Below are 21,271 nucleotides of genomic sequence, written 5' to 3'. Positions count from 1 at the left end.
AGTTTCACATCACCGTCGCTCCCGCGCAGGCGGGAACGACGGCCTTAAACGACGGGGGCGGTGGTCGCAGCAATCCGCGCCGCTGCATGATGAGCGCGCGCCGTCGTCTGCGTCAAGCTTATCGTATCCGGCAAGCTGGCGCGCATTGTGTTCACAATCAAGGGATGCAGCGCGGCGGCGCGTCCCGCCAGCACCACTGGCCGCGCGCCGAAACGCGCCGTCAAGGCCAGCGCCAGGCGCGCCAGCTCGCGGCCCGCTTGCTCCAGTATCGCGGCCGCCACCGGATCGGCCTGCGCACTGGCGGCCACCGCCAGCGCCAGCCGGCCCACCGCGCCGCGGTCCTGTCCATAGATGAACTGGCGCGACAGCGCCCAATCGTCGCCGCCAATCTGCGCGAACACCGCCTGCGCCATGGGCGACGCCCGCCAGCGGCCCGGTTCTTCATCCTCATTGCGCCAGATGTGGCGCAGCGCCTCGCGCGCGATCCAGAAACCGCCGCCACCGTCGTCGAGCATCACGCCACGGCCGCCCGCGCGCTGGAACACGCCATCGGCATCGATCCAGGCGCCGATCGAGCCGGTGCCGGCATACACCAGGTAACCCTCGCCCGGCGCAAAACTGGCGAGATAGGCAATCTCGATATCGCTGCACAGCACGACCTTTTCATCCGGCAAACCGAGCGGTCCGGCCAGCCACGCTTGCAACTGCGCGCCATCACCGCCGAAGCCGGTCAGCCCGGCGCGCACTGCCTGCGGACGGCCATGGACCAGCACGGTGGCCGCCAGCGCGGCAAAACTGGCTTGCACGCTGGCACGGCCGTCCACGCTGCCCATCTGCAAGGCCGACAAACCGTCCACCTCGCCCTCGGCCACGATGGCGCCGCCAGCCGCCGCCAGCGCCCAGCGCGTGCGGGTGCCGCCGGCATCGATGCCGAGGCCCAGGCCACTCATGGCTTGAGGACCGACAGGCGCTCGCCCTCGTTACCCAGGCGGTCGACCGCGCTGACGAACACGGCGCTGGCCGGGCCGAGTCTGGCGTCGTCCAGCACGGTCCAGTCGGCGCGCGAAGCGGGCACGACCGCAAAGCGCCATTCGCCGCCGTGACGCGACCAGATCGCATAGTGCGCGTTGGACTTGCCGGCCGTCAGTTTCAACGCCACGCCGTTGCCCTCGCGCCGCGCGCTGACCGTCGGCAAGCCGGGCGCGTCGTCGCCCAGCCACGGCGAGGCCGGCACCAGCGCCGGCGCGACGTAGTGGCCGCTCTTGAGTTGCTCGCTGATGCCCTGGCGGTTATCCATCAGCGCCACCATGCTGAAATGCACGTGGCCGCCGGCGCCCGGACGGCTGCGCGTGACGCCGATCTGCTGCACGATTTCGTTGGCCTGGTAGCCCTTGCTGGCAGCCCCGATGCGGCTGGTGAACAAGCCGGGCCAGATATGGCGCCGCTTGCCGTTTTGCCCGACCCAGTAGTCGAGCAGCACGTCGTAGGCTTGCGGGGCCTGGCCGATGGCCCAGTACAGCTGGGGCGAAAGATAGTCGAGCCAGCCGTTGGCGAGCCACAGTTCGGCGTCGGCGTACAGCTTGTCGTACTGGCTGAAGCCGACAATGCCGCGCGGGCGCCGGTCCGGACGGCCGATGCCGAAGGGACTGATGCCGAAACGCACCCAGCTTTTCTCGCGGTGGATGCCGGCGTACATCGCTTCGATCAGCTTGTTGACGTTCTGGCGGCGCCAGTCTGCACGCTCCAGCTTGCCGCCGGAGAGCAGGTAGCGCTGCCAGGCCGGCTGGTCGGGAAACTCCAGTTCGGCCTTGGGCACGTAGGCGCCGTCGAGCGCGGCCGTTTCCGCGCCGCTGGCGCCGGGCGCTTCGATCGGATACGGATAGAAATAGTCATCGAGGTGCACGCCGTCGATGTCGTAGCGGCGCACCACGTCGAGGATCACGTCCAGGGTGTGCTTGGACGCCGACTCTTCGCCCGGGTCCATCCACAAAAAGCGCCCGTAACTCTTCACCGCCGCCGGATTGGCCTTGGAAATATGGTCGTGCGAGGGCGGCGACTTGGCCGTGGCGTGGCGCGCGCGGTAGGGATTGAACCAGGCGTGCAACTCCAGCCCGCGCGCATGGGCTTGCGTAACCCAGAACTTGAGCGGGTCGTACCACGGCTGCGGCGCCTGGCCCTGGGTGCCGCTCAGGTACTCGGTCCACGGCTCCAGCTTGGACGGATAGATGGCATCGGCGCTGGGCCGCACCTGCAACACGATGGCGTTCAGGTTCATGGCCTTGGCGCGGTCCAGGATAGCCAGTGCCTCGGCCTGCTGTTTCTCGGCCGACAGATTGGCGCGCGACGGCCAGTCGATATTGGCCACCGTCGAGACCCACGCGGCGCGAAATTCGCGCGGCGCCAGCGGCGGCACGGTCTCGCTGCCGCCCTGGATAGTGGCCGGGCTGGGCACCACGCCCACGGCCCCGCCCGGCCCCGCCTCCGGCGTGGCCGTGGTACACGCTGTCATCAACCCGCTCAGCGCCATGGCGCCGGCTACCCCTGCTAGCGCGAATGCGCGTCTTGTCCTGTTCGGCTGCAAACCATTCCCCAATTTAAACTTTTACAAACCATTTCTTGCGCCACATCCACCATGCAAGCAAGAACATCGCCGCATTAAACAGCAGAGCATAAAGCAAAGAGCTGTTGACAGGCGACACGCCTAGCGCGCAGACCTGTGCATACAGCCCTTGCGCCAGCGACACACCGCCGACCTCGATCAAGCCCAGCATTTTAGACACCAGCCCGGAAAATGCGAAAATGAATAGCGCATTCATGCCATAAATAATCAGCGGCGTGCTCCAGCGCGCCGCCGCGCTGCGCAGCGGGAGGTGGGGATTGGCGTCGAGCAGCCAGTAAAAGCTGGAAAACACGATCAGCGCCCAGCCCGTCATGAACAGGCAGAACGACGGCGTCCACAGGCTCTTGTTGATCGGCATGAGCACGACGTCGAGCATGGCGCCGATCCAGAGCAGGGCCAGGCCGGCCAGCAGCATCCAGACGGTCTGTTCCGTGCGCGAGTGGCTTGAGAGCAGCCAGCGCCCCGCCAGCACGCCCAGCAGTTGGCTGCACAGGGCGGGGATGGTTGAGAGCAAGCCTTCCGGGTCCCAGGTTTTGGACTGCGGCCACAGGTGGCCGTCCAGCAGCAGGCGGTCGATATACGCGCCGACGTCCTGGCCCGGTTCGAGCACGCCGGCGCCGATGCCGGGCACCGGTACCCACAGCATCAGCACGCTGTAGAACGCCAGCAGGCCGGCGATCCACAGCACTTGCTGGCGCCAGCTGAAATACAGCACGATGGGGGCGGCCAGCAGGGTGCAGATGGCGATGCGCTGCAGCACGCCAGGAATGCGCACGGTGGACAGGTCGAAGCCGGGGACCAGATTCAGCGCCAGGCCGATCAGGAAGATGATGCCCGCGCGCACGGCCAACTTGCGCAGCAGGGTCGGCTTGTCGGCCCCGGCGGCGGCCAGGCGCCCCAGCGAGAACGCCATCGAGACCCCGCCGATGAACAGGAAGAAGGGGAAAATCCAGTCGGTGAAGGTCCAGCCATGCCAGTGGGCATGCGCCAGCTGGGAATACAGCTGGCTCCAGTCGCCCGGATTGTTGACCAAGGTCATGGCCGCGATGGTGAAGCCGCGGAAGGCGTCCAGCGAGGCAAGGCGGGCTGGCGCCGTCATTGATCCGCCATCATTTATCAACCCGCTTGCCAAATTCCGGATCAATTTTCACCAGCGCCGCCATGATGAAGGCGGGAATGGTCATCAGGCACACGTAGATGAAGAAATGCTGGTAGCCCAGGACTTCCTGGATTTTTCCGCTGAACATACCCGGCACCATCATGCCGAACGCCATCAGCCCGGTGCAAATGGCGTAATGGGCGGTCTTGTGTTCGCCGTCCGAGACCATGATCATGTACAGCATCATGGCGGTGAAACCGAAACCGTAGCCAAATTGCTCCAGCGCGATGCTCGATGCGATCAGCACGAAATTTTGCGGCAGGGCAGTGGCCAGGTAAACGAACACGACGTCGGGAAGGTGCACCGCGAACACCATCAGCCACAGGCAGCGCTTCAGGCCCAGGCGCGAAATCAGGTAGCCGCCCAGCAGGCCCCCCAGGGTCAGCGCGACGATGCCGATGGTGCTGTACCCCAGCCCGATCTGCGCGGTCGTCATGCCGAGGCCCCCCTTGATGACCGGGTCCTTCATGAAGGGAATCGCCAGCTTGAGCAATTGCGATTCGCCCAGGCGGAAGGTCAGGATGAAGCCGAGGATCAGCCAAATGTCGCGCTTGCCGAAAAATGAGGCAAAGGTGGCAAAGAATTCGGCCAGCTTGTTGTCGCCCCCAAGCACGGTCTTGTCCTCGGCCGGGCGCTCCAGCACCACGCTGTGATAGGCGAACAGGCCCACGAACAGCGCCGCCAGCACGGAGAACACGACCGTCCAGGCAAAGACGGCGTCGCCGCTGCGGGTGGTCAGATGGCCGGCCAGCATGCCCATGGCACCGCCGCCGGCAATCGTGGCAAGCCGGTAAAAGGTACTGCGCACACCGACAAAGGCGGCTTGCTGGTATTGCTTCAGGCCCAGCATATAAAAGCCGTCGGCGGCGATGTCGTGGGTGGCGGAAAAGAAGGCCATCACCCACAGCACGCCCAGGCTGATCTGGAACCAGCCCGGCAAATGCATGGTGAAACCGACCGCGCCCAGCCCGGCGCCGATGGCCAGCTGCATGTTGACGATCCACCAGCGCTTGGTGCGCACCAGGTCGACCAGGGGCGACCACAGCGGCTTGATGACCCAGGGCAGGTACAGCCAGCTGGTGTAGAAGGCGATATCGTCGTTGCTCACGCCGCGGTCCTTGTACATCAGGACCGACAGGGTCATCACCACCACGTAGGGAATGGCTTGACCGAAATACAGGGAGGGCACCCACAGCCACGGACTTTTCTGTTGCGCAGTTTGCATAATTCTTTCGTGATCATGCAGGCCGGGCGGCCGCCGCTGCCGCCCGCGCAAGCCACGGAAAGGCAGTCAGGCGGCCAGTGCCTGGCGCACGCTGCCGCGCGCACTGTCAAGCAAGACCCTGGCCTGGGCGATACTGGTTTTTTTGATCATGGCCACGATGGCGACCTTGACATGGAAATCGCATTGTTCCAGCACCGCGCGTGCGGCGGCCTCGTCGGCGCCGGTGGCAAACATCGTCAGGCGGACCGCGCGCAGCACCAGCTTGGCATTGGTTGGCTTCAAGTCTACCATCAGGTTGCCGTAGACCTTGTGTAAACGCACCATCAGGGCGCTCGAAAAGGTGTTCAGGGCGATTTTCTGGGAAGTGCCGGCCTTCAGGCGGGTGCTGCCGGAAATGACTTCCGGGCCGGTATCGAGGGTGATGCCGATCTGCGCTTCGCGCACCACCGGCGCGTCGGGGTTGTTGGCGAAGCCGATGGTCAGGGCGCCGGCCGCGGCGGCGGCGCGCAGGGCGCCCATGACATAGGGCGTGGCGCCGGAGGCGGCCAGCAGCAGCACCACGTCGTCGCGCCCCGGGTTGAGCGCGCGCAGGTCGGCCGCGCCCTGGGCGCTGTCATCCTCGGCGCCTTCGACGGCGACGAACATGGCGTCGATGCCGCCGGCCAGCAGCGCCAGCGCGCGTTCCTGCGGCCAGGAAAAGGTGGGATACAGTTCAACGCTGTCGAGCACGCCCAGGCGCCCCGAGGTGCCGGCACCCACATACATGAGGCGCCCGCCGGCATCGATGCGCGGCAGGGCGGCTGTGACGGCGACGGCGATCTGGCTTGACGCGGCCCGCACCGCGCGCACGGCGTGAAACTGGTCGTCGATGAGGGTATCGACCAGTTCGCCGGTGGGGTACTGGTCCAGGTCCGCATGCTGCCGGTCGGGGGTTTCTGTGTTCAACATGGCCGCTCCGCTACTTCGATGCGGCTAGTGTGGTGAGCTAGAAATTCGCAGACAAAATCGCTCTATGCTGGCGAGGATCGCGTCGGCCGGTTTTGTCCAGACGAAGGGCTTGGGTTCGGCGTTATTCAGTGCCAGGTAAGAGCGAATAGCATCCTCCAACTGACGTGTGGAACGATGCGTTCCGCGCCGAATCTGCTTCTCGGTCAAGCTGGCAAACCAGCGCTCGGCCTGCTTGAGCCACGACGCTGAAGCTGGTGTGAAATGGACATGGAACCGGGGATGGCGAGCAAACCAGCTCCGCATTGCAGGAGTTTTATGCGTGCCATCATTGTCCATCACGAGATGGAGGTCCAGGTCAGTCGGGACGGACGCCTCGATAGTACGCAAGAACTTTAAAAATTCGCTGCTGCGATGCCGACCATGTAACTCGCCGATCACCTTGCCGATAGCGATCTCAAGCGCAGCAAAAAGCGTGGTCGTTCCATGCCGCTCGTCATCGTGGGTACGCCGTTCGGCGACTCCTGGTGCCAAAGGAAGAATCGGCTGAGTCCTGTCGAGTGCCTGAATCTGGCTTTCCTCGTCAACGCACAGCACCATGGCCTTGACTGGCGGATCAATATACAGCCCCACAATGTCGCGGGTCTTTTCAACAAACAAGGGGTCGGTGGAGAGCTTGAACGTTTCCTGGCGGTGCGGTTGCAAACCAAAAGCGCGCCAAATTCTGCTGACTGCGGTCTGTGATAGCCTTGCCTCCTTCGCCATCGTCCGGGTGCTCCAATGGCTTGCGTTCATCGGCTGCGTTTCCAGCGTCTTGGCGATCACGGCATCCACTCGCGCATCGTCGATTGTGCGTGGCGCACCAGGGCGCGGCGCATCAAGCAAACCATCGAGCCGCAGTTGCAAGAACCGGCCGCGCCACTTGCACACCGTCTGTTTCGTCACTTTTAACTCTGCAGCGACTGCCTTGTTCTCAGCGCCACTTGAACACGCCAGCACGATCCGCGAACGCAATGCCAGTGCTTGTGCCGTCTTACGGCGCCTGGCCCAAACCGACAACTGATCGCGTTCCGTATCCTTCAACACCAACTCCGCCTTAGGACGTCCTGCTCCCATAACAGCCTCCATGTTGCGCATTGAATGCATACAACATAGTCCATGTAGAAAATTAGTCAATGAATTTTTAACTCAGGACACTAGCCACTGGCCACTGATCGCATGCGGGCCGCGAACATGTGGCCCACGACGGCAGCGCGCCCAGCTTATTCGCGCAGAACAGAACTCTTGGGCAGAGAATTGGGGCTTGTGAGTTCGACCCCGGGAGCATCGCCTGCCGGGACCGGCGCTTAAGGCGCAGCCAGCACAGGCAAGCTGGCCAAGGCCTTGCAGGCGGCGAAATTGAATTTCTTTTGATCCGAGGCATCGCTGAGCGGCAAGCTCGATACCACGACCTTGACATCATCCGCGCCGGAAATGCCGTACAGGCGCAGTTGCGTGCCCTGAACTTCATACGTCAACACGGCATCGAACCCACGCTTGAGGGTCTCGCTGCGAAAGCCGGTCAGGATCTTGCCAAGTTTCTTGTGTTTCGCTTTGTCTCTGACTGCGGCAAGTGCCAGTTCGCTGGTCAATTGCCGCGGCAAATCCGTGGTGCTCAAGCTTGCCAGGCTCAAGGCATAGTCGCCGCAGCTGATCATGTGCGCCGCATTGTCTGCCAACAGTTGCTTCACCGAGTCGGCGTAGGGCAGTGCCGTCTTGCCCGCGATGGCGGCAAGGTGCAAGCCATCGGTCGAGCCGGCCTGGGCTGCAGCACTGCATCCCAGCGTGAGCAACAAGATCGTATGTTTAAGTGTCAGCATCATTGCGTTTTTTCGTTGGCGCCGTCTTTGACCACGGCAATCTGCAGGAAATTCTTGTTGACGTCATCGCTATCCACCGTTTCCGGTTCGCCTTGTGTTTTGGCATATTCTTCGTACGTGACGGGAATATAGAAAGCATGGAATTTCTGATCGAGTTGCACGCCTTTCAGCTTGAAACTGCCCGACACGCCCGTTACCCGATATTTGGACACCTTCAGGCAATCGCCCTGATTGCCGCCCAGGCCGGCAACTCTGCCATCGCTCGTGACGCCATACACGAACGTGACGTGTCCGGTGCCATGCGCCTTGCCCGTGCTGCGGACATAGTTGCGCATGACCATTATCGCACCATACACCGGCTTGCCGATTTTCTTGAACTTCTTGGAACTTGTAGGAAACTGCGACGAGGCACTCTTTTCGTACGGCGCCCCGGCCGTCTTGAGACAGTAATTGGCAAACGCGGCGCACCAAGGGGTATGCACCATCTCCCCGCCCATGCCCATCCGCTTGTGGAAATTGCCGGTCTTGGTAATGACGTCTTCTTCTTTTCCAGCCCATTTCCTGGCTTCTTCGATGGCGACCACCATCCAGGGCGCCGCTTTCTGGTCCACTGGCACGATGGCCAGCGGTTCGCCCTTGCCTTCCTTGCTGCGCGTGAGGGGCGCGCCCGCCGCCGGTGCGCTCGGGGCGGCTGCTTTGCCGCCTTGCGCTGCCGGCCTGGCGGCCGCCTTGGGCGCCGGCCGGGCCGCGCCACTCTGGTGCGTACTCGATGGCGGCCCGTAAATGCCGATGATCTGGCCGACGTAAATCTTGCTGGGGTCTTTGATGGCCTTGTTGTCCTTCATGAGCGCGGCCACGCTGGTCTTGAAGCGCTCGGCCAGGATCGCCAGGGTTTCCTTGCGCGCCACCAGATGGTTGAATGGCTTGCGCGCCGGCGTGGTCACGCTCGCCGGTGGTTTCTTGGGCGCGGTCGGGGCTTCGTAACTGACCAGGTCGTGCAGCAGGACGTAGGCATTGGACACGCCATCCATGACGAATTCAAACTGTTTCTTCCATTCGCCCGCCACGTCGGCAAAATGGATTTCGGCTTTCTTGCCCGGCTCGGTGTGGGCAATCTTGGGCAGTTGGCCGTGCTGGTCGGTCTTTTTCTCGTAAGTCTTGTCGCCGATCTTGATTTGCACCGGTACGTCGGGCTTGGGCTTGGCGCCATCGGAGACGGTGACCGAGGTGGTGCCGATTTCTTTTTCCTTGCGCGTATGCTTCATGCCATGGAAACCTTCTTTCGCTTCCATGGCGTCGAGCACTTCCTCCAGCTTGGCGTCGGAAATGTCGGCAAGCTTGGTCGTAATCGGCAGGCCGGTATGCTTGCCGATGGCGTTGGCGTAGGCGAGCGGATCGTTATTGTCCGAAGCCGGTGCGTAGCCCATCATCATCTTGCCGGGGTGCTGGGGGTCGGGGATTCCGGTCAGCATGGTGTAGATGGTGCGCTGGTTATATTTGCGGCGAAGCAGCTTCTGTTTTTGCAGGCGACCTTCGGCATAGCTCTTGAAAATGAGGAAGCTGCCATTGCTCTTGGTTTTGCCAATGCCGATGGCGCCCATGATCAGCTTGGTGCCGGCGGGGCGCAGATTGCCGGGATTGTTGAAACGCCATGCGATGGTGCCGCCGGTGCGCAGCAGGTGCGTGCCGTCGTCCCCGGCGTAATCGACGGTCAGGATACTGGCATCGTACTTGGCACTGATGAATTCGCGGGTCATGACGCCTCCTATTTCTTCGACTTGGAGGAAACTTCTTTTTTCAGCACTTGCTCGACCGTCAATTTGGCGGTGGCCGGGTAGCTCGTGGCGGACGTCTTCTTGAAGGAGTAGGCCGGGCCGTCGGGATTGTCGTCGCCAGCCTCGGCCAGCTGGTACCAGCGCACCGCGATCGGCGCACGCGCGCCTGGCCGGGTTTCCGCGATCACCAGCTGGACGCCATCGGCACGCGCCACCACGGCCGCATCGGCCACGGTTTGTTCGCCCTGTGAAATGCTGAACCATGTCAAGGCTTGCTCGGTCTGGCTGTCGAGCACGGGGACGTGCAGCCATTCGGCGCCGGCCTTGCTTTCAAAGTAGAACGTCAGGCTGCGCTTGTAGGAGGTGGTGTCCTGGTAGGTGCCATTGATGAGAATGAGTTTGCCGTCAAGGGCCTTCCACTGATGCATGCCTTGCTGTTGCGAACCGACGCTCGTGGCGGCGGGCGCCGCGCAGGCGCCATCAAGCGAGGCCAGGGCCAGGCAGCCGGCCAGTACCAGGGTGTTGAAAATGCTGTTGATCACGATTTATTCCTCGCCTTCGGGATTGGTAATGAGCTTGCCAAGCAGCTTGCTGTTCAGGTGGTACGACGCGTCGACCCCGGTCAACAGCGACGCGTAGGGGCCGAAGTCTTCGCTATCCTCGGCGACGCGCTCTTCATCTTCGTCGTGGTAATACTCATCCTCCATCCGGTCGATCTCCGGCATGGGTTCGCCCGGATCGAGTTCGATGCTGCGCCAGCTATCGTCACCCAGATGCAGGATGAGCTGGTCGTTATCGGCAAACTCGAAGCGCGGCAGGCGGCCATCGGCGGCCAGCATGCCGGCGGCGAGCGCTTTGCCCATCTTGTCCAGGATTTGATAGGGCTTGCCGACCAGGCCCATTGCCTTGACCACGTCGTCGGCACCAGGGAAGGCAAAGCGCAGGCTGTGCGGCCCGAGCTCGGCAGCCGGCATGGCCGCGAACGAGGCGTCCAGACCCTGCGGGCCGGTCGCGGCATGGCTGGCCGCATGCACTTCCCACTTGGCATCGGTGCCATGCTCGATCCCCTTGGCGCTGATGCGGATGAAACTGCCACCGGCGTGCAGCAGGATTTCCTGGTTGGCGCCAATCTCGATGCTTTGTTTGGTGCTGATCAGCTTGAGCACTTGCTCGGCAATGATTTCGACGTTGTCGCTCTGGGCCTGGATTTCGACCTTGCCCTTGGCGGCGAACAGCTTCATGCCCGCCTTGTAGACGAACACGCTGAGTTTGTCGGTCAGGCTGGCAAACAGGCTCTTGCCAGTCGTGATCGACAAATGCTCCCCCGTATTGAGCACGGTGTGGCGGTCGCTCTGGATATGCGTGCTGCGCGCGGTACTGCTGGCAATGCCGGCCGGGCTGGAGAGCACGAGTTGCGGCTCGCTCAGTTCGCCCTGGGCCTGGCCGCCGCCGCAGATGCCGTCGTTCTGGGCCTTCAAGGCGGCGCCAGCGGCGCCCTGATCGACATCGACGCGCTGCGCCAGGTGCAACTGGGCCAGATCGCTCAATTGCTCGTGGCGCTCGCGCGCGGCAGACAGGCGGCCGACCGTCTCGCCCATGTCCTTGGCGTGGCCGGCGGCATTGTTGCGCGGCTCGGTGGTGAGCAGCATGCCCATGCCGGCACGTGCCACGCCCCAAGCGTTGGTGGCCAGTTCCCACCCTTCGCCGCGCTCATCCTTGCGCCCGCTATTGTCTTCTATCCGGGTAATGTGGCCGAGCGAGAGCTGGCTGTGCTGGTGATCGCTCTTGAGCTGGGCCTGAATTTTGTTGTAGGTGTCATCCAGGATCAGGTGGTTGCTGCGCCCGCCTGCGGCATTGCCGGTGTGCGGCCCCAGCTCGCGGCTACGCAGGCCGGTGAGGGCGTGCTGGGTCGGCTGCTGCCATGGCGGCATATGGCGCTCGTTAAACACGCTGCCGGTGACGATGGGGCGGTCGGGCGAGCCGCCCAGCCACTGCACGATCACTTCGCTGCCCACGCGTGGCACGGCCGCAGCGCCCAGTTCGCTGCCAGCCCAGGAACTGGCCACGCGCAGCCAGGCCGAGCTGCGCTCATCGTTGGCACCCTCGCGGTCCCAGTGGAACTGGACGCGGATGCGGCCGTACTGGTCGGTGTGGATGCTGTCCGGACCGTGCGGCCCTACCACGGTCGCCGTTTGGGGCGCCAGGATTTGCGTGTTGTTACTATTAAAGCCGCGCCCCGGACGCCACGGTATCTGCCTGCGGATGCAGCGCATGGTATTGCTGTATTGAGCCGGCTGGGTATTCTGCAAATAATTGTTACGCGCCGTGTGGCGCACTTCGAGCACCAGGAATTGATTCTTGCCGGGGTTGTCGAGGTGGCCGGCGACACTTTCCTGGAAATGGTCGCGCAGGTAAAACCAGCGGCCCGGCTGGAGGTAGCGGTTGTTGCCGCTGCCTTCGAAGTACTTGGCATCGGCTTCCGCTTCTTCCATGCGCAACTGCGCCATGCGATCGGCTTCCTGGCGGCCGTTGAACCCATAGGCCCCGGTATATTCGTAGGACTCCACATGCAGCACGTTGCCCTGCTGGTTCACGGTGGGCATGCTGGCCTGGAGCGGCACAGGATGCTTGAAATTAAAGCCGGACAAGGCGACGCTGGACGGGGCGATGCTGCGCAGCGGCGACCATTGGCCGATCCCGTCTTCTTCGGTGGCGCCGCCATGACGCTGGAAGCGCACCAGGCCAGTGCCGTCGATGGCATCGGCCTGGAGCGAATCGTCCGACAGCACCAGCTGGTGGCCACTGGCGCTGTGTTCGTACCAGTAGTGCCAGCCGGCCGCTTCCCAGCGCCGGTGCAGGTAGTTATGGTCGGTCTCGTCGAACTGGCAGGCATCGGTCATCGGCGGATCTTCACCATGGATGCGGCAATCCCAGTCTGGCAGGGTGGCGTAATCGTCGAAAATGCTATGGGTCTGGTCGTGCAGCGATTTGCCGTGGAACAGGTAGTTGTCCTTGCGCAGGCTGAGATACTTTACCCACGGCCCCAGCAGTGCCTCATAAAAGGCGAAACCGCCATCGGTGGTGACCAGGCGGAAGCTGAACACATAGCCACTGAAATAGCGCAGGCAGCCATCGCCGCGTACCAGCTCGACCGTCATGAGCTTGCCCTGCAAATCCTTCAAGGCAAGCGTTGCGCTGTTCGAGAGCAGTTCAACCCGGTACTCAAAGTCGCGCGAGATGGATTCGACCGCGTCGAGCTGGTTGACCAGCAACAGTGCGCCAATCCCATCATCCTGGGGAAATGACACGCGCAGGATGCGCCGGTGCTGGGCACTGGCGCCTATGAGCTCCTCGATCGACTGGATCACTTTTTTCATCCGATTTTTCCCTGTCAAGTACCTGGTACGACGCGTTTCATTTGATAAAGACGTGCAAAAGTGGCGCAAATCTTATCATACATGCAAAATTATTTAATTGACACCAATGCGCGCCAGGAAATCGGTCTTGACGGCGGTGCTTTTGATGCGGGTATCGGCACCGATGTAGACGTCGACGCGGCTGAACGGCGGCTTGATCTCCACTTCGTCACGGCTGGCCAGCGGCAGGCTCACATTGATGAAATACTCGGCGTGAGGGCGACGGGCGGTGCGAAATTGCCGGCTTGTGCCGGGCTGAATGACGTCCTTGGTAATGTCGTTGTCTTCATTAAAGAAAAAGCCCACCGGCTCGCCGCCGCCTGCAGCGTAGTGCAACACCACCAGGGGAGCGCTGTGCGCAAAGACGGCAAGCGCCAGCCCGAGCATGCCCAGCACCCCAACCCCAGCGAACAGCTGGCCTCGCATCGACGCCTTCTTCATGCCGGACATTCATGCACGCGCTTGGCGACATTGATGCCTTTGCCCCAGGGCATTGGCACCCCGGCGATGGCCTTGAGCAGCACGGCCACGGTCAGCGCCGCCGGCTTGGTCTGCTGGTACAGGGTGACCCCCAGCTTGATGGAAATATGGTCGGGAATATCGTCGAAGGTATTGGCCCAGGCGCCGTTTTCCGGATGGTTCTGGACGGTCGGGCGGCGCAGGGACGACACGTCGCGCATGATGTCGCTGCCGGCCTGGGCCAGTCCGGCGCCACCGAGCAGTTCGTCGGGGCTGAAGCCGCAGGCCGCGCCCACGTAGCCGTAGTGAATGTTTGACCAGATATCGTAAAAATAGTCTTCATTGCCATAGCGCTGCCAGCCGGCGCGGAAGATATTCTGCTTGCGCAGGCGCGCACTTAAGATGGGCTTGTGGTCCCACGGGCGGTTTGGCCCCACCCGTTCGGCCCAGATGGTGTAGGCGGCCAGTTTCTGGCCGGCGCTGATGCTGCCATAGTCAGGTGGACCGCCGATCTTGGCGTACCACGGCATGGCATTCCAGGCCTTCATTTCCTGGGCGATGTCGTAAGCGTTCGCTGCCATCATTTTCTTGCCTTCTTCGCTGAACGGATTGCGCTGCATTTCCGTGATCATATACGCGGCAATCGGCACCACATCGTTGGCGTGGTCGCACACGTGCAGTTTTTTGGCCTTGGCATCGGCCAGCGGGGTGGTGTTGGTGGCCCCCACCAGCCGCATGGGCTTGCCTTGTTTGTCGAGCACGGCGCTCATACCGTGTCTTCCAGATAGATACGGACGTGTTCAGCTTCCAGGGTCTGCTTGAGCAGATGGGTGTGTCCACCGGCGTCCGTGGTGCCGTGTTCGATGCTGCCGTCGTCGCGCTCGATGGCGTAGGCGGCATGGGCCAGCGGCTTGCCATCGCTCACACCCAGCAGTACGTAACGGTCGTCGTACTGGCCGGGCAACCAAGGTGCGTCGGCCACGGCTTCGGGCGCGCCGTCGCCCGTCGCCAGCGCATCGGCAGCCGGCTGGAAGTAAGCCGTCACGAGCGGCGCGCCCGACGGATCGGCAATGCCGTGTATGCCATTGAGGGTGGACGCAAGCGGGCAGCCGCCGCTGGTTTTGTCACCATGCAAAGCCTGTGGCAAGCCGTCCGGCAAGGTGAAGTGATGCTCACCGGCCGTCACCACGCAGTTGTAAGGGCAAGCCATCGGGCTGCCGTGGTGGGCGAGGGCCTTGCCGTGGCTGATGTAGGTGGGGTGGCCCAGCTTGACGCTACCGCCGCAGGCGGCGCTATCGCCTTCACGTATCCAGCCAATGATGTTCATGGTCGTCGCACCGTTAGTGTTTTATTTGCACAAAAATAGTAACTGTTCAGTCCCTATGACAACTAGGTAAAAAGCCACCGTTTTTGCTAAAAAATTGGGCCAATCTCGGCGTCTATGCATCTTTTTTTAAGCAAAACTCGATGGCTTTCGATAGCTCTTCATAGGGGCTGAACAATTATCAAAAATACACATTAATATTTTAGCAGCAAAAATGCACGCATGCTCGTTAACCGTGCAACGTTGATGAAATGACAGGTAATGTCCTTAGAAAATCTAGTGTGGCGAGTTAGAAATTCGCAGACAAAATCGCTCTATGCTGGCGAGGATCAGTCGGCCGATTTTGTCCAGACGAAGGGCTTGGGTTCGGCGTTATTCAGTGCCAGGCAAGAGCGAATAGCATCCTTCAACTGCGGGGGACCTCGAACAACCTGCTGCGCGGCGCAATTTTCGCCCTGCGATGCTCACCGTACCTTCGTACGGATGCGCTTCTCTGACGAAACTTGCACCGCTCGCGACGGTTTTTCGAGGCCCCCTGACGTGTGGAACGATGCGTTCCGCGCCGAATCTGCTTTTCGGTCAAGGTGGCAAACCAGCCCTCGACCTGGTTGAGCCACGACGCAGAAGTTGGTGTGAAATGGGCATGGAACCGAGGATGGCCTGAATGCCAAACGGGCGGCGTTCAGTATGAAAGGGACAAGAACGCGACGGCATCAGGCGACGCGCCGCATCTCCGCCACGAAGTCGTAATGGTCGCTGCGGCAATACGAATGGGTCAGCTCGACCGCCTGGCCCGATTCCAGGTAGCCGACCCGCGTGATGTACAGCACCGCCTGGCCTTCCGGCACGCCGAGCTGGCCGGCCAGGACGGCGCCGGCATTCATGGCGCGAATATGTTGCAGTGCACGCACGGGAGTGTGGCCGGTCGTGGCCAGGTGCTCGTACAGGGAGTTGCCGACCGCGTCAGGGCGGGGCAGCACGCTGGCCGGAATCACGCTGACCTCGTAGGCCATGACCACATCGTCGGCCAGGCGCAGGCGTTCGAGGCGGGCCACGCGGGCATTCGGCGACAGCCCCAGGCTCAGCTGCTCGTCGGCGCTGGCGGCGATCACCGAGCGGCTGAGCCATTGCGAACCGGGACGGTAGCCGCGCTGCTGCAACTGCTCGGAAAAACTCGACAGGTTGGACAAGGGCTGTTCGATGCGCGGCGCCACGTAGTTGCCGGAGCCGCGGCGGCGCACCACCAGGCCCTGCTCGACCAGCTGGTCGATGGCCTTGCGCGCGGTCACGCGCGAGACGTCGAGCTGCTCGGAGAGCAAGCGTTCGGACGGCAGCGCCTGGTCGACCTGGTAGCGCCCGTCGCGCACATCCTGGATCAGTTTGCGCGCCACTTGCATGTACAGCGGGGAATTGTCGTTCAAATCGACCTTGAAATCGGTGTGGGTAGTGCTCATTACGGTTCCGCTCATGGTCATCCTGTGCTGCCGCCGTGCTGGCGTGCGCATCAGTGTAATTGTCATGCCGCCGCCGGTCAGCAGGCGCCGGTATGAAATTATCCACGGCGCGCATACCGGCACGTGATAGCGGCTCGCCATGCATTCTAGCCTGATTGGCCGCCCGGCTCGCGCGCCATTCTGGAAATTTTATGCCATGCTGGCAAAGGCGCCAGACATATTAGCGCATAGACAAGACCCATGAATAGCGCTTATGGGCCCCGGCGCGGGATTGAGTGGCGGGCGCGGCGAGCTGTGCGTAAGCTGCTGCCATGGGCGTAGTGAGCGAGGTGAAGCGGCATGCGGGAAGTCATCGTGATCGGCGGCGGGGTGGTGGGACTGGCATCGGCCTGGTGGCTGCTGGAGGCCGGCTTCGGCGTGACCTTGCTCGAACGCGAGGATACGCTGGGCGCCGGCGCCAGTTTCCGCAATGGCGGCCAGCTCAGCTACCGCTATGTGGCGCCGTTCGCCGATGCCGGGGTGCCGCTCAAGGCGCTGCGCTGGCTGTTGCAAAAAGACGGGCCGCTGCGCTTCCGGCCCGAGGCCGACCGCCGCCAGTGGCGCTGGCTGGCGCGCTTCGTGGCGCACTGCGATGCCGGCATCCATCGCCGCACCACGGCGCGCCTGCTCCAGCTTGGCGAACTGAGCCGCAGCGCGATGGGGCAGCTGGACGGCATCCTTCCTAAAGATGAGTTCGGCTGGCGCGAGGCGGGCAAGCTGGTGGTGTACCGTTCAGGGAAGGCGTTCGATGCGGCTGCGGCGCGCGCCGATGCGGGCAGCGAGGTGCTGTCGGCGGCCGGCTGCGTGGCCGCCGAAGCGGCGCTGGCGGCGGCGCAATCCGTGCTGGCCGGTGGCGTGTTCAACCGGGGCGAAGCGGTGGCCGACTGCCATGCGTTTTGTACCGGACTGGGGCAGCGCCTGCGCGCCCATCCGCGTTTTCGCGGCATCGTGCGCGGCGAGGCGCGCGGATTCCTGCTGGAGAAGGGCAAGGTGAGGTGGCTCGACACCAGCGCCGGCATGCTGGCGGCGGACGACTACGTGCTGGCGGCGGGTATCCGCAGCCGCACCCTGGCGGCCACGGCGGGCATTTACCTGCCGCTGTATCCGCTCAAGGGCTACAGCCTGAGCGCGCCTGTGCGGCCGGGCGACTGCCCGCCGCAGATCAGCGTGACCGACTTCGAGCGCAAGGTGCTGTATGCGCGCATCGGCGACCAGTTGCGCGTGGCGGCCATGGTCGACATGGTGGGGGAGGATGCATCGCTCGACGCGGGCCGGATCGCCGGGCTGCTGCGCCAGGCGCGCGCGGTGATGCCGCGCGCGGCCGATTACGAGACGATGACGGCGTGGGCCGGCCTGCGCCCGGCCACGCCCAGCAGCGCGCCCATCATCGGGGCGACCCCGGTGAGCAATCTGTGGCTCAACGTGGGGCACGGGCCGCTGGGGTTTACGTTTGCGTGCGGGTCGGCCAGCATATTGGCGGAGGTGATGCGGGGCGACGCGCCGCCGATCAGCCTTGATGGGCTGGGGCTACGGGCTTAGGCTGCGTCGCTGAGGATTGGTTTGATGAACCCGTCCCATGATGCTTTTCCAGCCTTCACCGCGTCGATGTAAACGTAAAAAGCCTGGGCTTGCGGCGAGATTGGCCGGCCAAGCGTGGCTGCAATGCGCTCAGCGATATCGGCGTCACCCCATCGGTCCATCATCGTATCCGTTAAACTCGCGCTGTTTTTTCTGCCACTGGCGCGAGAACGTTGCAGTTTTCTGCCAGGTTTGCTCTTGGGTGAGTTGTCCGGCAATCGCGTTGGTTTAGCAGAAAAACGATTTTTCCGAAGAGATGTTTTTTTCATGGTGTTTGCCCCCATAGTGCAGCCGGGTTTGCATCCGAACTATAGCTGTGAACGACTGCCGGATGGGTTGCCACCGCCAGTGCGCCTAACGAGGCCCACTGCGAATCTGTGCCGGTATCGGCGTCCATCCACGCTTTATGGTAGTTCAAAACAGGATCGTTCGCATATCGATCAAAGATCATGCCGAGCGAAATGTACCGTCCTGTTTGAAGGAATCGATCAAGCGCCCGCTGTGTTGCCTGGGTCCGATCCAGCAACATGGCCGTCAAGTGAACCTGATAGCCGTTTTCAATGAGCAAGTTGCGCACAAATTTCAAACGATGCTCCTCATTACCAACGAGCGGAATGACGACGTTCAGCTTTCTGGACATACAATATTCAAGCAGGGATGCGCTCCCTGAAACCGCATTACCAAAAATGAGCAGTCTCGACTCGTCATGCACCAACGCAGCCCCAGCCAGCGCATGGTCGAATTCAGGCAGCTTGCGCTTGGCAAAATCCGAGTCGAGCACCATCGCTCCCAAGCGATCCGAGATCGCGCTGACCAGCGTCGATTTGCCCGACGCCGGCAAGCCGGCCACAAGATAGGCACATGCCCCGGCAAGCGCTTCTTGTCCGTATGGTTTCGAGCCGCCATGTCCAAGGCAAATATCCTCGTCAGAACCGAGCCTGTCGCAAAGGATAAGTTCTTGAACTATCTGCCGGCGCAGGCCATCACGCGCTATATTGCTGCGCTATTGCGGCACGCGGTTGCGCCGGCTCGTCATTGTCGGGGCTTCCATTGCCGCCTCCACCGCGCTCTCCGCGTCGCGAACGCGTTTGCACAATGCGCGAAGATCGAGGGTGCCGCCACCGTGCAGCGTGAGTTCGTGTCTGATATCAAGGCAACCGCCTAAAAACGCCTCGATGCTTTCATGGTCCAGCAGTGGCCTGGCATAGTTATTGGTCATGGGTCGCCTGTCAACGCAAGATGTCAATCACAGCCTTCAAACTTAACAGCGCCGCATGAGCCCAGTCTGAGCGCACGCAAATGTGCGGGACGTGACATCGTCGCCGGCAATATGGCGGATAATTGCAAGATTCCGTTTTTGCAAACAATCATGCCCTCTCCCTCCACCTGCCCCTGCGGCGGCGCCACCTTCGCCACTTGCTGCGCCCCATTCCTCGCGGGCGAGGCGGTGCCGCCCAGCGCCGAAACCCTGATGCGCTCGCGCTACACCGCCTACACCCTGGGCAACGAGGCCTACCTGCGCGCCACCTGGCACCCGAGCACGGTCCCGGCCGGGACGATCGTCGGCGAAAACGAACAAACCCGCTGGCTGGGACTGGAGATTAAATCTGCTTTACGTTTACGTAAACGTCAAGCAAACCTGCTAGAATCGCCGGACGCCGATACCGTAGAATTCGTCGCCCGCTACAAGATTGGCGGGCGCGCGCACCGCCTGCACGAAGTGAGCCGTTTCGTCCGCGAGACCGACGACGGGGTGGCGCGCTGGTACTACCTGGACGGCAGTTTCCCGGACTAAAAAAGGATCGCAATGCCCCATATCGACAGCAAACTCAATCCGCGCAGCGAGGACTTCAAGGCCAACGCCGCAGCCATGCAACGCATCGTCGACGACCTGCGCGCCAAGGTCACCGCGGCCGCCGCCGGCGGTGGCGAGGCCGCCAGCGCCAAGCACGTCGCGCGCGGCAAGCTGCTGCCGCGCGACCGCGTGCAGATGCTGCTCGATCCCGGCACGCCCTTCCTCGAATTTTCCCAGCTGGCCGCGTACGACATGTACGACGGCGCCGCACCGGCCGCCGGCATCATCACCGGCATCGGCCGCGTGTCCGGCCAGGAGTGCGTGATCGTCTGTAACGATGCCACCGTCAAGGGCGGCACCTACTACCCGATGACGGTCAAGAAGCACTTGCGCGCGCAGGAAATCGCCGACCAGAACAAGCTGCCCTGCATCTACCTGGTCGACTCGGGCGGCGCCAACCTGCCGAACCAGGACGACGTCTTCCCCGACCGCGACCATTTCGGCCGCATCTTCTTCAACCAGGCCAATCTGTCGGCCAAGGGCATCCCGCAGATCGCCGTCGTCATGGGGTCGTGCACCGCCGGCGGCGCCTACGTGCCGGCCATGAGCGACGAATCGATCATCGTCAAGGAACAGGGCACCATTTTCCTGGGCGGCCCGCCGCTGGTGAAAGCGGCCACCGGCGAAGTGGTCACGGCCGAAGACCTGGGCGGCGGCGACGTGCACACGCGCCTGTCCGGCGTGGTCGACCACCTGGCCCAGAACGACCTGCACGCCCTGTCGCTGGCGCGCACCATCGTGTCGAACCTGAACCGCGTGAAACCGGCCCAGATGGCGCTGCGCGAATCCGTCGAACCCAAATACGCGCCGCAAGAACTGTACGGCGTCATTCCCGTCGATACGCGCAAGCCTTTCGATGTGCGCGAAGTGATCGCCCGCATCGTCGACGGCAGCGACTTCGACGAATTCAAGGCGCGCTACGGCACCACGCTCATTTGCGGCTTCGCCCATATCTACGGCGTGAAGGTCGGCATCATCGCCAACAACGGCATTTTGTTTTCCGAGTCGGCCTTGAAAGGCACGCACTTCATCGAACTGTGCTGCCAGCGCAAGATCCCGCTGGTGTTCCTGCAAAATATCACCGGCTTCATGGTCGGGCGCAAGTACGAAAACGAAGGCATCGCCCGCAACGGCGCCAAGATGGTCACGGCGGTCGCCACGGCGGCGGTGCCGAAGTTCACGGTCATCATCGGCGGCAGCTTCGGAGCCGGCAATTACGGCATGTGCGGCCGTGCGTTCTCGCCGCGCTTCCTGTGGATGTGGCCTAACGCGCGCATCTCGGTGATGGGCGGCGACCAGGCCGCGTCGGTGCTGGCCACGGTCAAGCGCGACGGCATCGAAGGCAAGGGCGGCCAGTGGTCGGCGGACGAAGAAGCCGCCTTCAAGCAGCCGATCAAGGAACAGTACGAACACCAGGGCCACCCTTACTACGCCACCGCGCGCCTGTGGGACGATGGCGTGATCGATCCGGCCGACACCCGCATGGTGCTCGGCCTGGGCCTGTCGGCCGCCCTCAACGCAGAGATTCCGGACACGAAGTTCGGCCTCTTCCGCATGTAAAGG

The 21,271-nt window shown here is 62.8% G+C and carries 20 protein-coding genes and 2 pseudogenes; 3 read left to right on the top strand and 19 right to left on the bottom strand.

The window, feature by feature from the left end; all coding sequences use genetic code 11:
• Positions 1-44: 44 nt before the first annotated feature.
• From F2P44_RS06925 to F2P44_RS06860, 16 genes and pseudogenes are all read right to left on the bottom strand, one after another.
• Entirely contained in the window at positions 45-950 is a 906-nt protein-coding gene (locus F2P44_RS06925; protein ID WP_167085984.1) for an N-acetylglucosamine kinase, read from the bottom strand.
• Complete coding sequence (locus tag F2P44_RS06920; RefSeq protein ID WP_229423426.1) at positions 947-2,509, bottom strand: glycoside hydrolase family 10-like protein; 1,563 nt, start codon at positions 2,507-2,509, stop codon at positions 947-949. The genes F2P44_RS06925 and F2P44_RS06920 overlap by 4 nt, the downstream gene beginning before the upstream one ends.
• An 85-nt stretch (positions 2,510-2,594) precedes the next feature.
• Positions 2,595-3,719, bottom strand: a complete 1,125-nt coding sequence (locus tag F2P44_RS06915; RefSeq protein ID WP_167085982.1) for an acyltransferase family protein — start codon at positions 3,717-3,719, stop codon at positions 2,595-2,597.
• Positions 3,720-3,729: 10 nt separating this feature from the next.
• A complete protein-coding gene (locus F2P44_RS06910) occupies positions 3,730-5,004 on the bottom strand; it encodes an MFS transporter (protein WP_167085981.1) in 1,275 nt (424 codons plus the stop codon).
• 66 nt (positions 5,005-5,070) lie between these two features.
• Positions 5,071-5,952, bottom strand: a complete 882-nt coding sequence (locus F2P44_RS06905) for an N-acetylmuramic acid 6-phosphate etherase (protein ID WP_167085980.1) — start codon at positions 5,950-5,952, stop codon at positions 5,071-5,073.
• Positions 5,953-5,976: 24 nt separating this feature from the next.
• A complete protein-coding gene (locus F2P44_RS06900) occupies positions 5,977-7,065 on the bottom strand; it encodes an IS630 family transposase (RefSeq protein ID WP_167086151.1) in 1,089 nt (362 codons plus the stop codon).
• A 230-nt stretch (positions 7,066-7,295) separates the two neighbouring features.
• Positions 7,296-7,811 (bottom strand): hypothetical protein, encoded by a 516-nt coding sequence (locus F2P44_RS06895; protein WP_167085979.1) that lies wholly within the window; start codon positions 7,809-7,811, stop codon positions 7,296-7,298.
• Positions 7,808-9,565: a TIGR02594 family protein gene (locus F2P44_RS06890; RefSeq protein WP_167085978.1), complete on the bottom strand. Its 1,758-nt coding sequence runs from the start codon at positions 9,563-9,565 to the stop codon at positions 7,808-7,810. The genes F2P44_RS06895 and F2P44_RS06890 overlap by 4 nt, the downstream gene beginning before the upstream one ends.
• 8 nt (positions 9,566-9,573) lie before the next feature.
• A complete protein-coding gene (locus tag F2P44_RS06885) occupies positions 9,574-10,125 on the bottom strand; it encodes a hypothetical protein (RefSeq protein ID WP_167085977.1) in 552 nt (183 codons plus the stop codon).
• A 3-nt stretch (positions 10,126-10,128) separates the two neighbouring features.
• Entirely contained in the window at positions 10,129-12,960 is a 2,832-nt protein-coding gene (locus tag F2P44_RS06880; RefSeq protein ID WP_167085976.1) for a type VI secretion system Vgr family protein, read from the bottom strand.
• A gap of 93 nt (positions 12,961-13,053) precedes the next feature.
• Positions 13,054-13,449 carry a hypothetical protein gene (locus tag F2P44_RS06875; RefSeq protein WP_167085975.1) on the bottom strand — a complete coding sequence of 132 codons (396 nt, stop codon included), beginning with the start codon at positions 13,447-13,449 and terminating at the stop codon, positions 13,054-13,056.
• On the bottom strand, positions 13,437-14,228 hold the full coding sequence (locus F2P44_RS06870) for a polymorphic toxin type 44 domain-containing protein (RefSeq protein WP_167085974.1): 792 nt from the start codon (positions 14,226-14,228) through the stop codon (positions 13,437-13,439). The genes F2P44_RS06875 and F2P44_RS06870 overlap by 13 nt, the downstream gene beginning before the upstream one ends.
• Positions 14,225-14,785 (bottom strand): PAAR domain-containing protein, encoded by a 561-nt coding sequence (locus tag F2P44_RS06865; protein WP_167085973.1) that lies wholly within the window; start codon positions 14,783-14,785, stop codon positions 14,225-14,227. Before F2P44_RS06865 ends, F2P44_RS06870 begins: the two co-directional genes overlap by 4 nt.
• 273 nt (positions 14,786-15,058) lie before the next feature.
• A pseudogene (locus tag F2P44_RS36805) lies at positions 15,059-15,195 on the bottom strand (IS630 family transposase); the annotation flags it as partial.
• Between the two features lie 122 nt (positions 15,196-15,317).
• Positions 15,318-15,452 (bottom strand): annotated as a pseudogene (locus F2P44_RS36540) (IS630 family transposase); the annotation flags it as partial.
• Positions 15,453-15,495: 43 nt separating this feature from the next.
• Positions 15,496-16,236 (bottom strand): GntR family transcriptional regulator, encoded by a 741-nt coding sequence (locus tag F2P44_RS06860; RefSeq protein ID WP_167085972.1) that lies wholly within the window; start codon positions 16,234-16,236, stop codon positions 15,496-15,498.
• 339 nt (positions 16,237-16,575) lie between these two features.
• Between F2P44_RS06860 and F2P44_RS06855 the strand changes: the two genes are divergently transcribed.
• Positions 16,576-17,814, top strand: a complete 1,239-nt coding sequence (locus tag F2P44_RS06855) for a D-amino acid dehydrogenase (RefSeq protein WP_167085971.1) — start codon at positions 16,576-16,578, stop codon at positions 17,812-17,814.
• Here the strand turns inward: F2P44_RS06855 and F2P44_RS06850 are convergent.
• The 3 genes from F2P44_RS06850 to F2P44_RS06840 all read right to left on the bottom strand — a co-directional run bounded on the left by F2P44_RS06850 (position 17,811) and on the right by F2P44_RS06840 (position 19,072).
• Positions 17,811-18,122, bottom strand: a complete 312-nt coding sequence (locus F2P44_RS06850; protein WP_167085970.1) for a hypothetical protein — start codon at positions 18,120-18,122, stop codon at positions 17,811-17,813. The genes F2P44_RS06855 and F2P44_RS06850 overlap by 4 nt on opposite strands.
• The gene (locus tag F2P44_RS06845) at positions 18,119-18,703 is read right to left on the bottom strand and encodes a zeta toxin family protein (RefSeq protein WP_167085969.1); all 585 of its coding nucleotides are present in this window, start codon (positions 18,701-18,703) and stop codon (positions 18,119-18,121) included. Before F2P44_RS06845 ends, F2P44_RS06850 begins: the two co-directional genes overlap by 4 nt.
• Before the next feature lie 153 nt (positions 18,704-18,856).
• Positions 18,857-19,072: a hypothetical protein gene (locus F2P44_RS06840; RefSeq protein WP_167085968.1), complete on the bottom strand. Its 216-nt coding sequence runs from the start codon at positions 19,070-19,072 to the stop codon at positions 18,857-18,859.
• 150 nt (positions 19,073-19,222) lie between these two features.
• Here F2P44_RS06840 and F2P44_RS06835 point away from each other — a divergent pair, with 150 nt between their 5' ends.
• Both F2P44_RS06835 and F2P44_RS06830 read left to right on the top strand, forming a co-directional pair.
• A complete protein-coding gene (locus F2P44_RS06835) occupies positions 19,223-19,648 on the top strand; it encodes a YchJ family protein (RefSeq protein ID WP_167085967.1) in 426 nt (141 codons plus the stop codon).
• A gap of 12 nt (positions 19,649-19,660) precedes the next feature.
• Entirely contained in the window at positions 19,661-21,268 is a 1,608-nt protein-coding gene (locus F2P44_RS06830; RefSeq protein ID WP_167085966.1) for a carboxyl transferase domain-containing protein, read from the top strand.
• Positions 21,269-21,271: the final 3 nt, after the last annotated feature.

This window comes from Massilia frigida (assembly GCF_011682175.1).
In the GTDB taxonomy this organism is placed as follows: Bacteria; Pseudomonadota; Gammaproteobacteria; order Burkholderiales; family Burkholderiaceae_D; genus Telluria_A; species Telluria_A frigida.
Note: the sequence above shows the minus strand (reverse complement) of the source record. Positions and strands in the feature narration are given on the sequence as shown.

Coding starts and splice junctions, on each gene's coding strand:
- F2P44_RS06925 (WP_167085984.1), bottom strand. CDS start 950: ATGAGTGGCCTGGGCCTCGGCATCGATGCCGGCGGCACCCGCACGCGC.
- F2P44_RS06920 (WP_229423426.1), bottom strand. CDS start 2,509: ATGACAGCGTGTACCACGGCCACGCCGGAGGCGGGGCCGGGCGGGGCC.
- F2P44_RS06915 (WP_167085982.1), bottom strand. CDS start 3,719: ATGACGGCGCCAGCCCGCCTTGCCTCGCTGGACGCCTTCCGCGGCTTC.
- F2P44_RS06910 (WP_167085981.1), bottom strand. CDS start 5,004: ATGCAAACTGCGCAACAGAAAAGTCCGTGGCTGTGGGTGCCCTCCCTG.
- F2P44_RS06905 (WP_167085980.1), bottom strand. CDS start 5,952: ATGTTGAACACAGAAACCCCCGACCGGCAGCATGCGGACCTGGACCAG.
- F2P44_RS06900 (WP_167086151.1), bottom strand. CDS start 7,065: ATGGGAGCAGGACGTCCTAAGGCGGAGTTGGTGTTGAAGGATACGGAA.
- F2P44_RS06895 (WP_167085979.1), bottom strand. CDS start 7,811: ATGATGCTGACACTTAAACATACGATCTTGTTGCTCACGCTGGGATGC.
- F2P44_RS06890 (WP_167085978.1), bottom strand. CDS start 9,565: ATGACCCGCGAATTCATCAGTGCCAAGTACGATGCCAGTATCCTGACC.
- F2P44_RS06880 (WP_167085976.1), bottom strand. CDS start 12,960: ATGAAAAAAGTGATCCAGTCGATCGAGGAGCTCATAGGCGCCAGTGCC.
- F2P44_RS06875 (WP_167085975.1), bottom strand. CDS start 13,449: ATGTCCGGCATGAAGAAGGCGTCGATGCGAGGCCAGCTGTTCGCTGGG.
- F2P44_RS06870 (WP_167085974.1), bottom strand. CDS start 14,228: ATGAGCGCCGTGCTCGACAAACAAGGCAAGCCCATGCGGCTGGTGGGG.
- F2P44_RS06865 (WP_167085973.1), bottom strand. CDS start 14,785: ATGAACATCATTGGCTGGATACGTGAAGGCGATAGCGCCGCCTGCGGC.
- F2P44_RS06860 (WP_167085972.1), bottom strand. CDS start 16,236: ATGAGCACTACCCACACCGATTTCAAGGTCGATTTGAACGACAATTCC.
- F2P44_RS06855 (WP_167085971.1), top strand. CDS start 16,576: ATGCGGGAAGTCATCGTGATCGGCGGCGGGGTGGTGGGACTGGCATCG.
- F2P44_RS06850 (WP_167085970.1), bottom strand. CDS start 18,122: ATGAAAAAAACATCTCTTCGGAAAAATCGTTTTTCTGCTAAACCAACG.
- F2P44_RS06840 (WP_167085968.1), bottom strand. CDS start 19,072: ATGACCAATAACTATGCCAGGCCACTGCTGGACCATGAAAGCATCGAG.
- F2P44_RS06835 (WP_167085967.1), top strand. CDS start 19,223: ATGCCCTCTCCCTCCACCTGCCCCTGCGGCGGCGCCACCTTCGCCACT.
- F2P44_RS06830 (WP_167085966.1), top strand. CDS start 19,661: ATGCCCCATATCGACAGCAAACTCAATCCGCGCAGCGAGGACTTCAAG.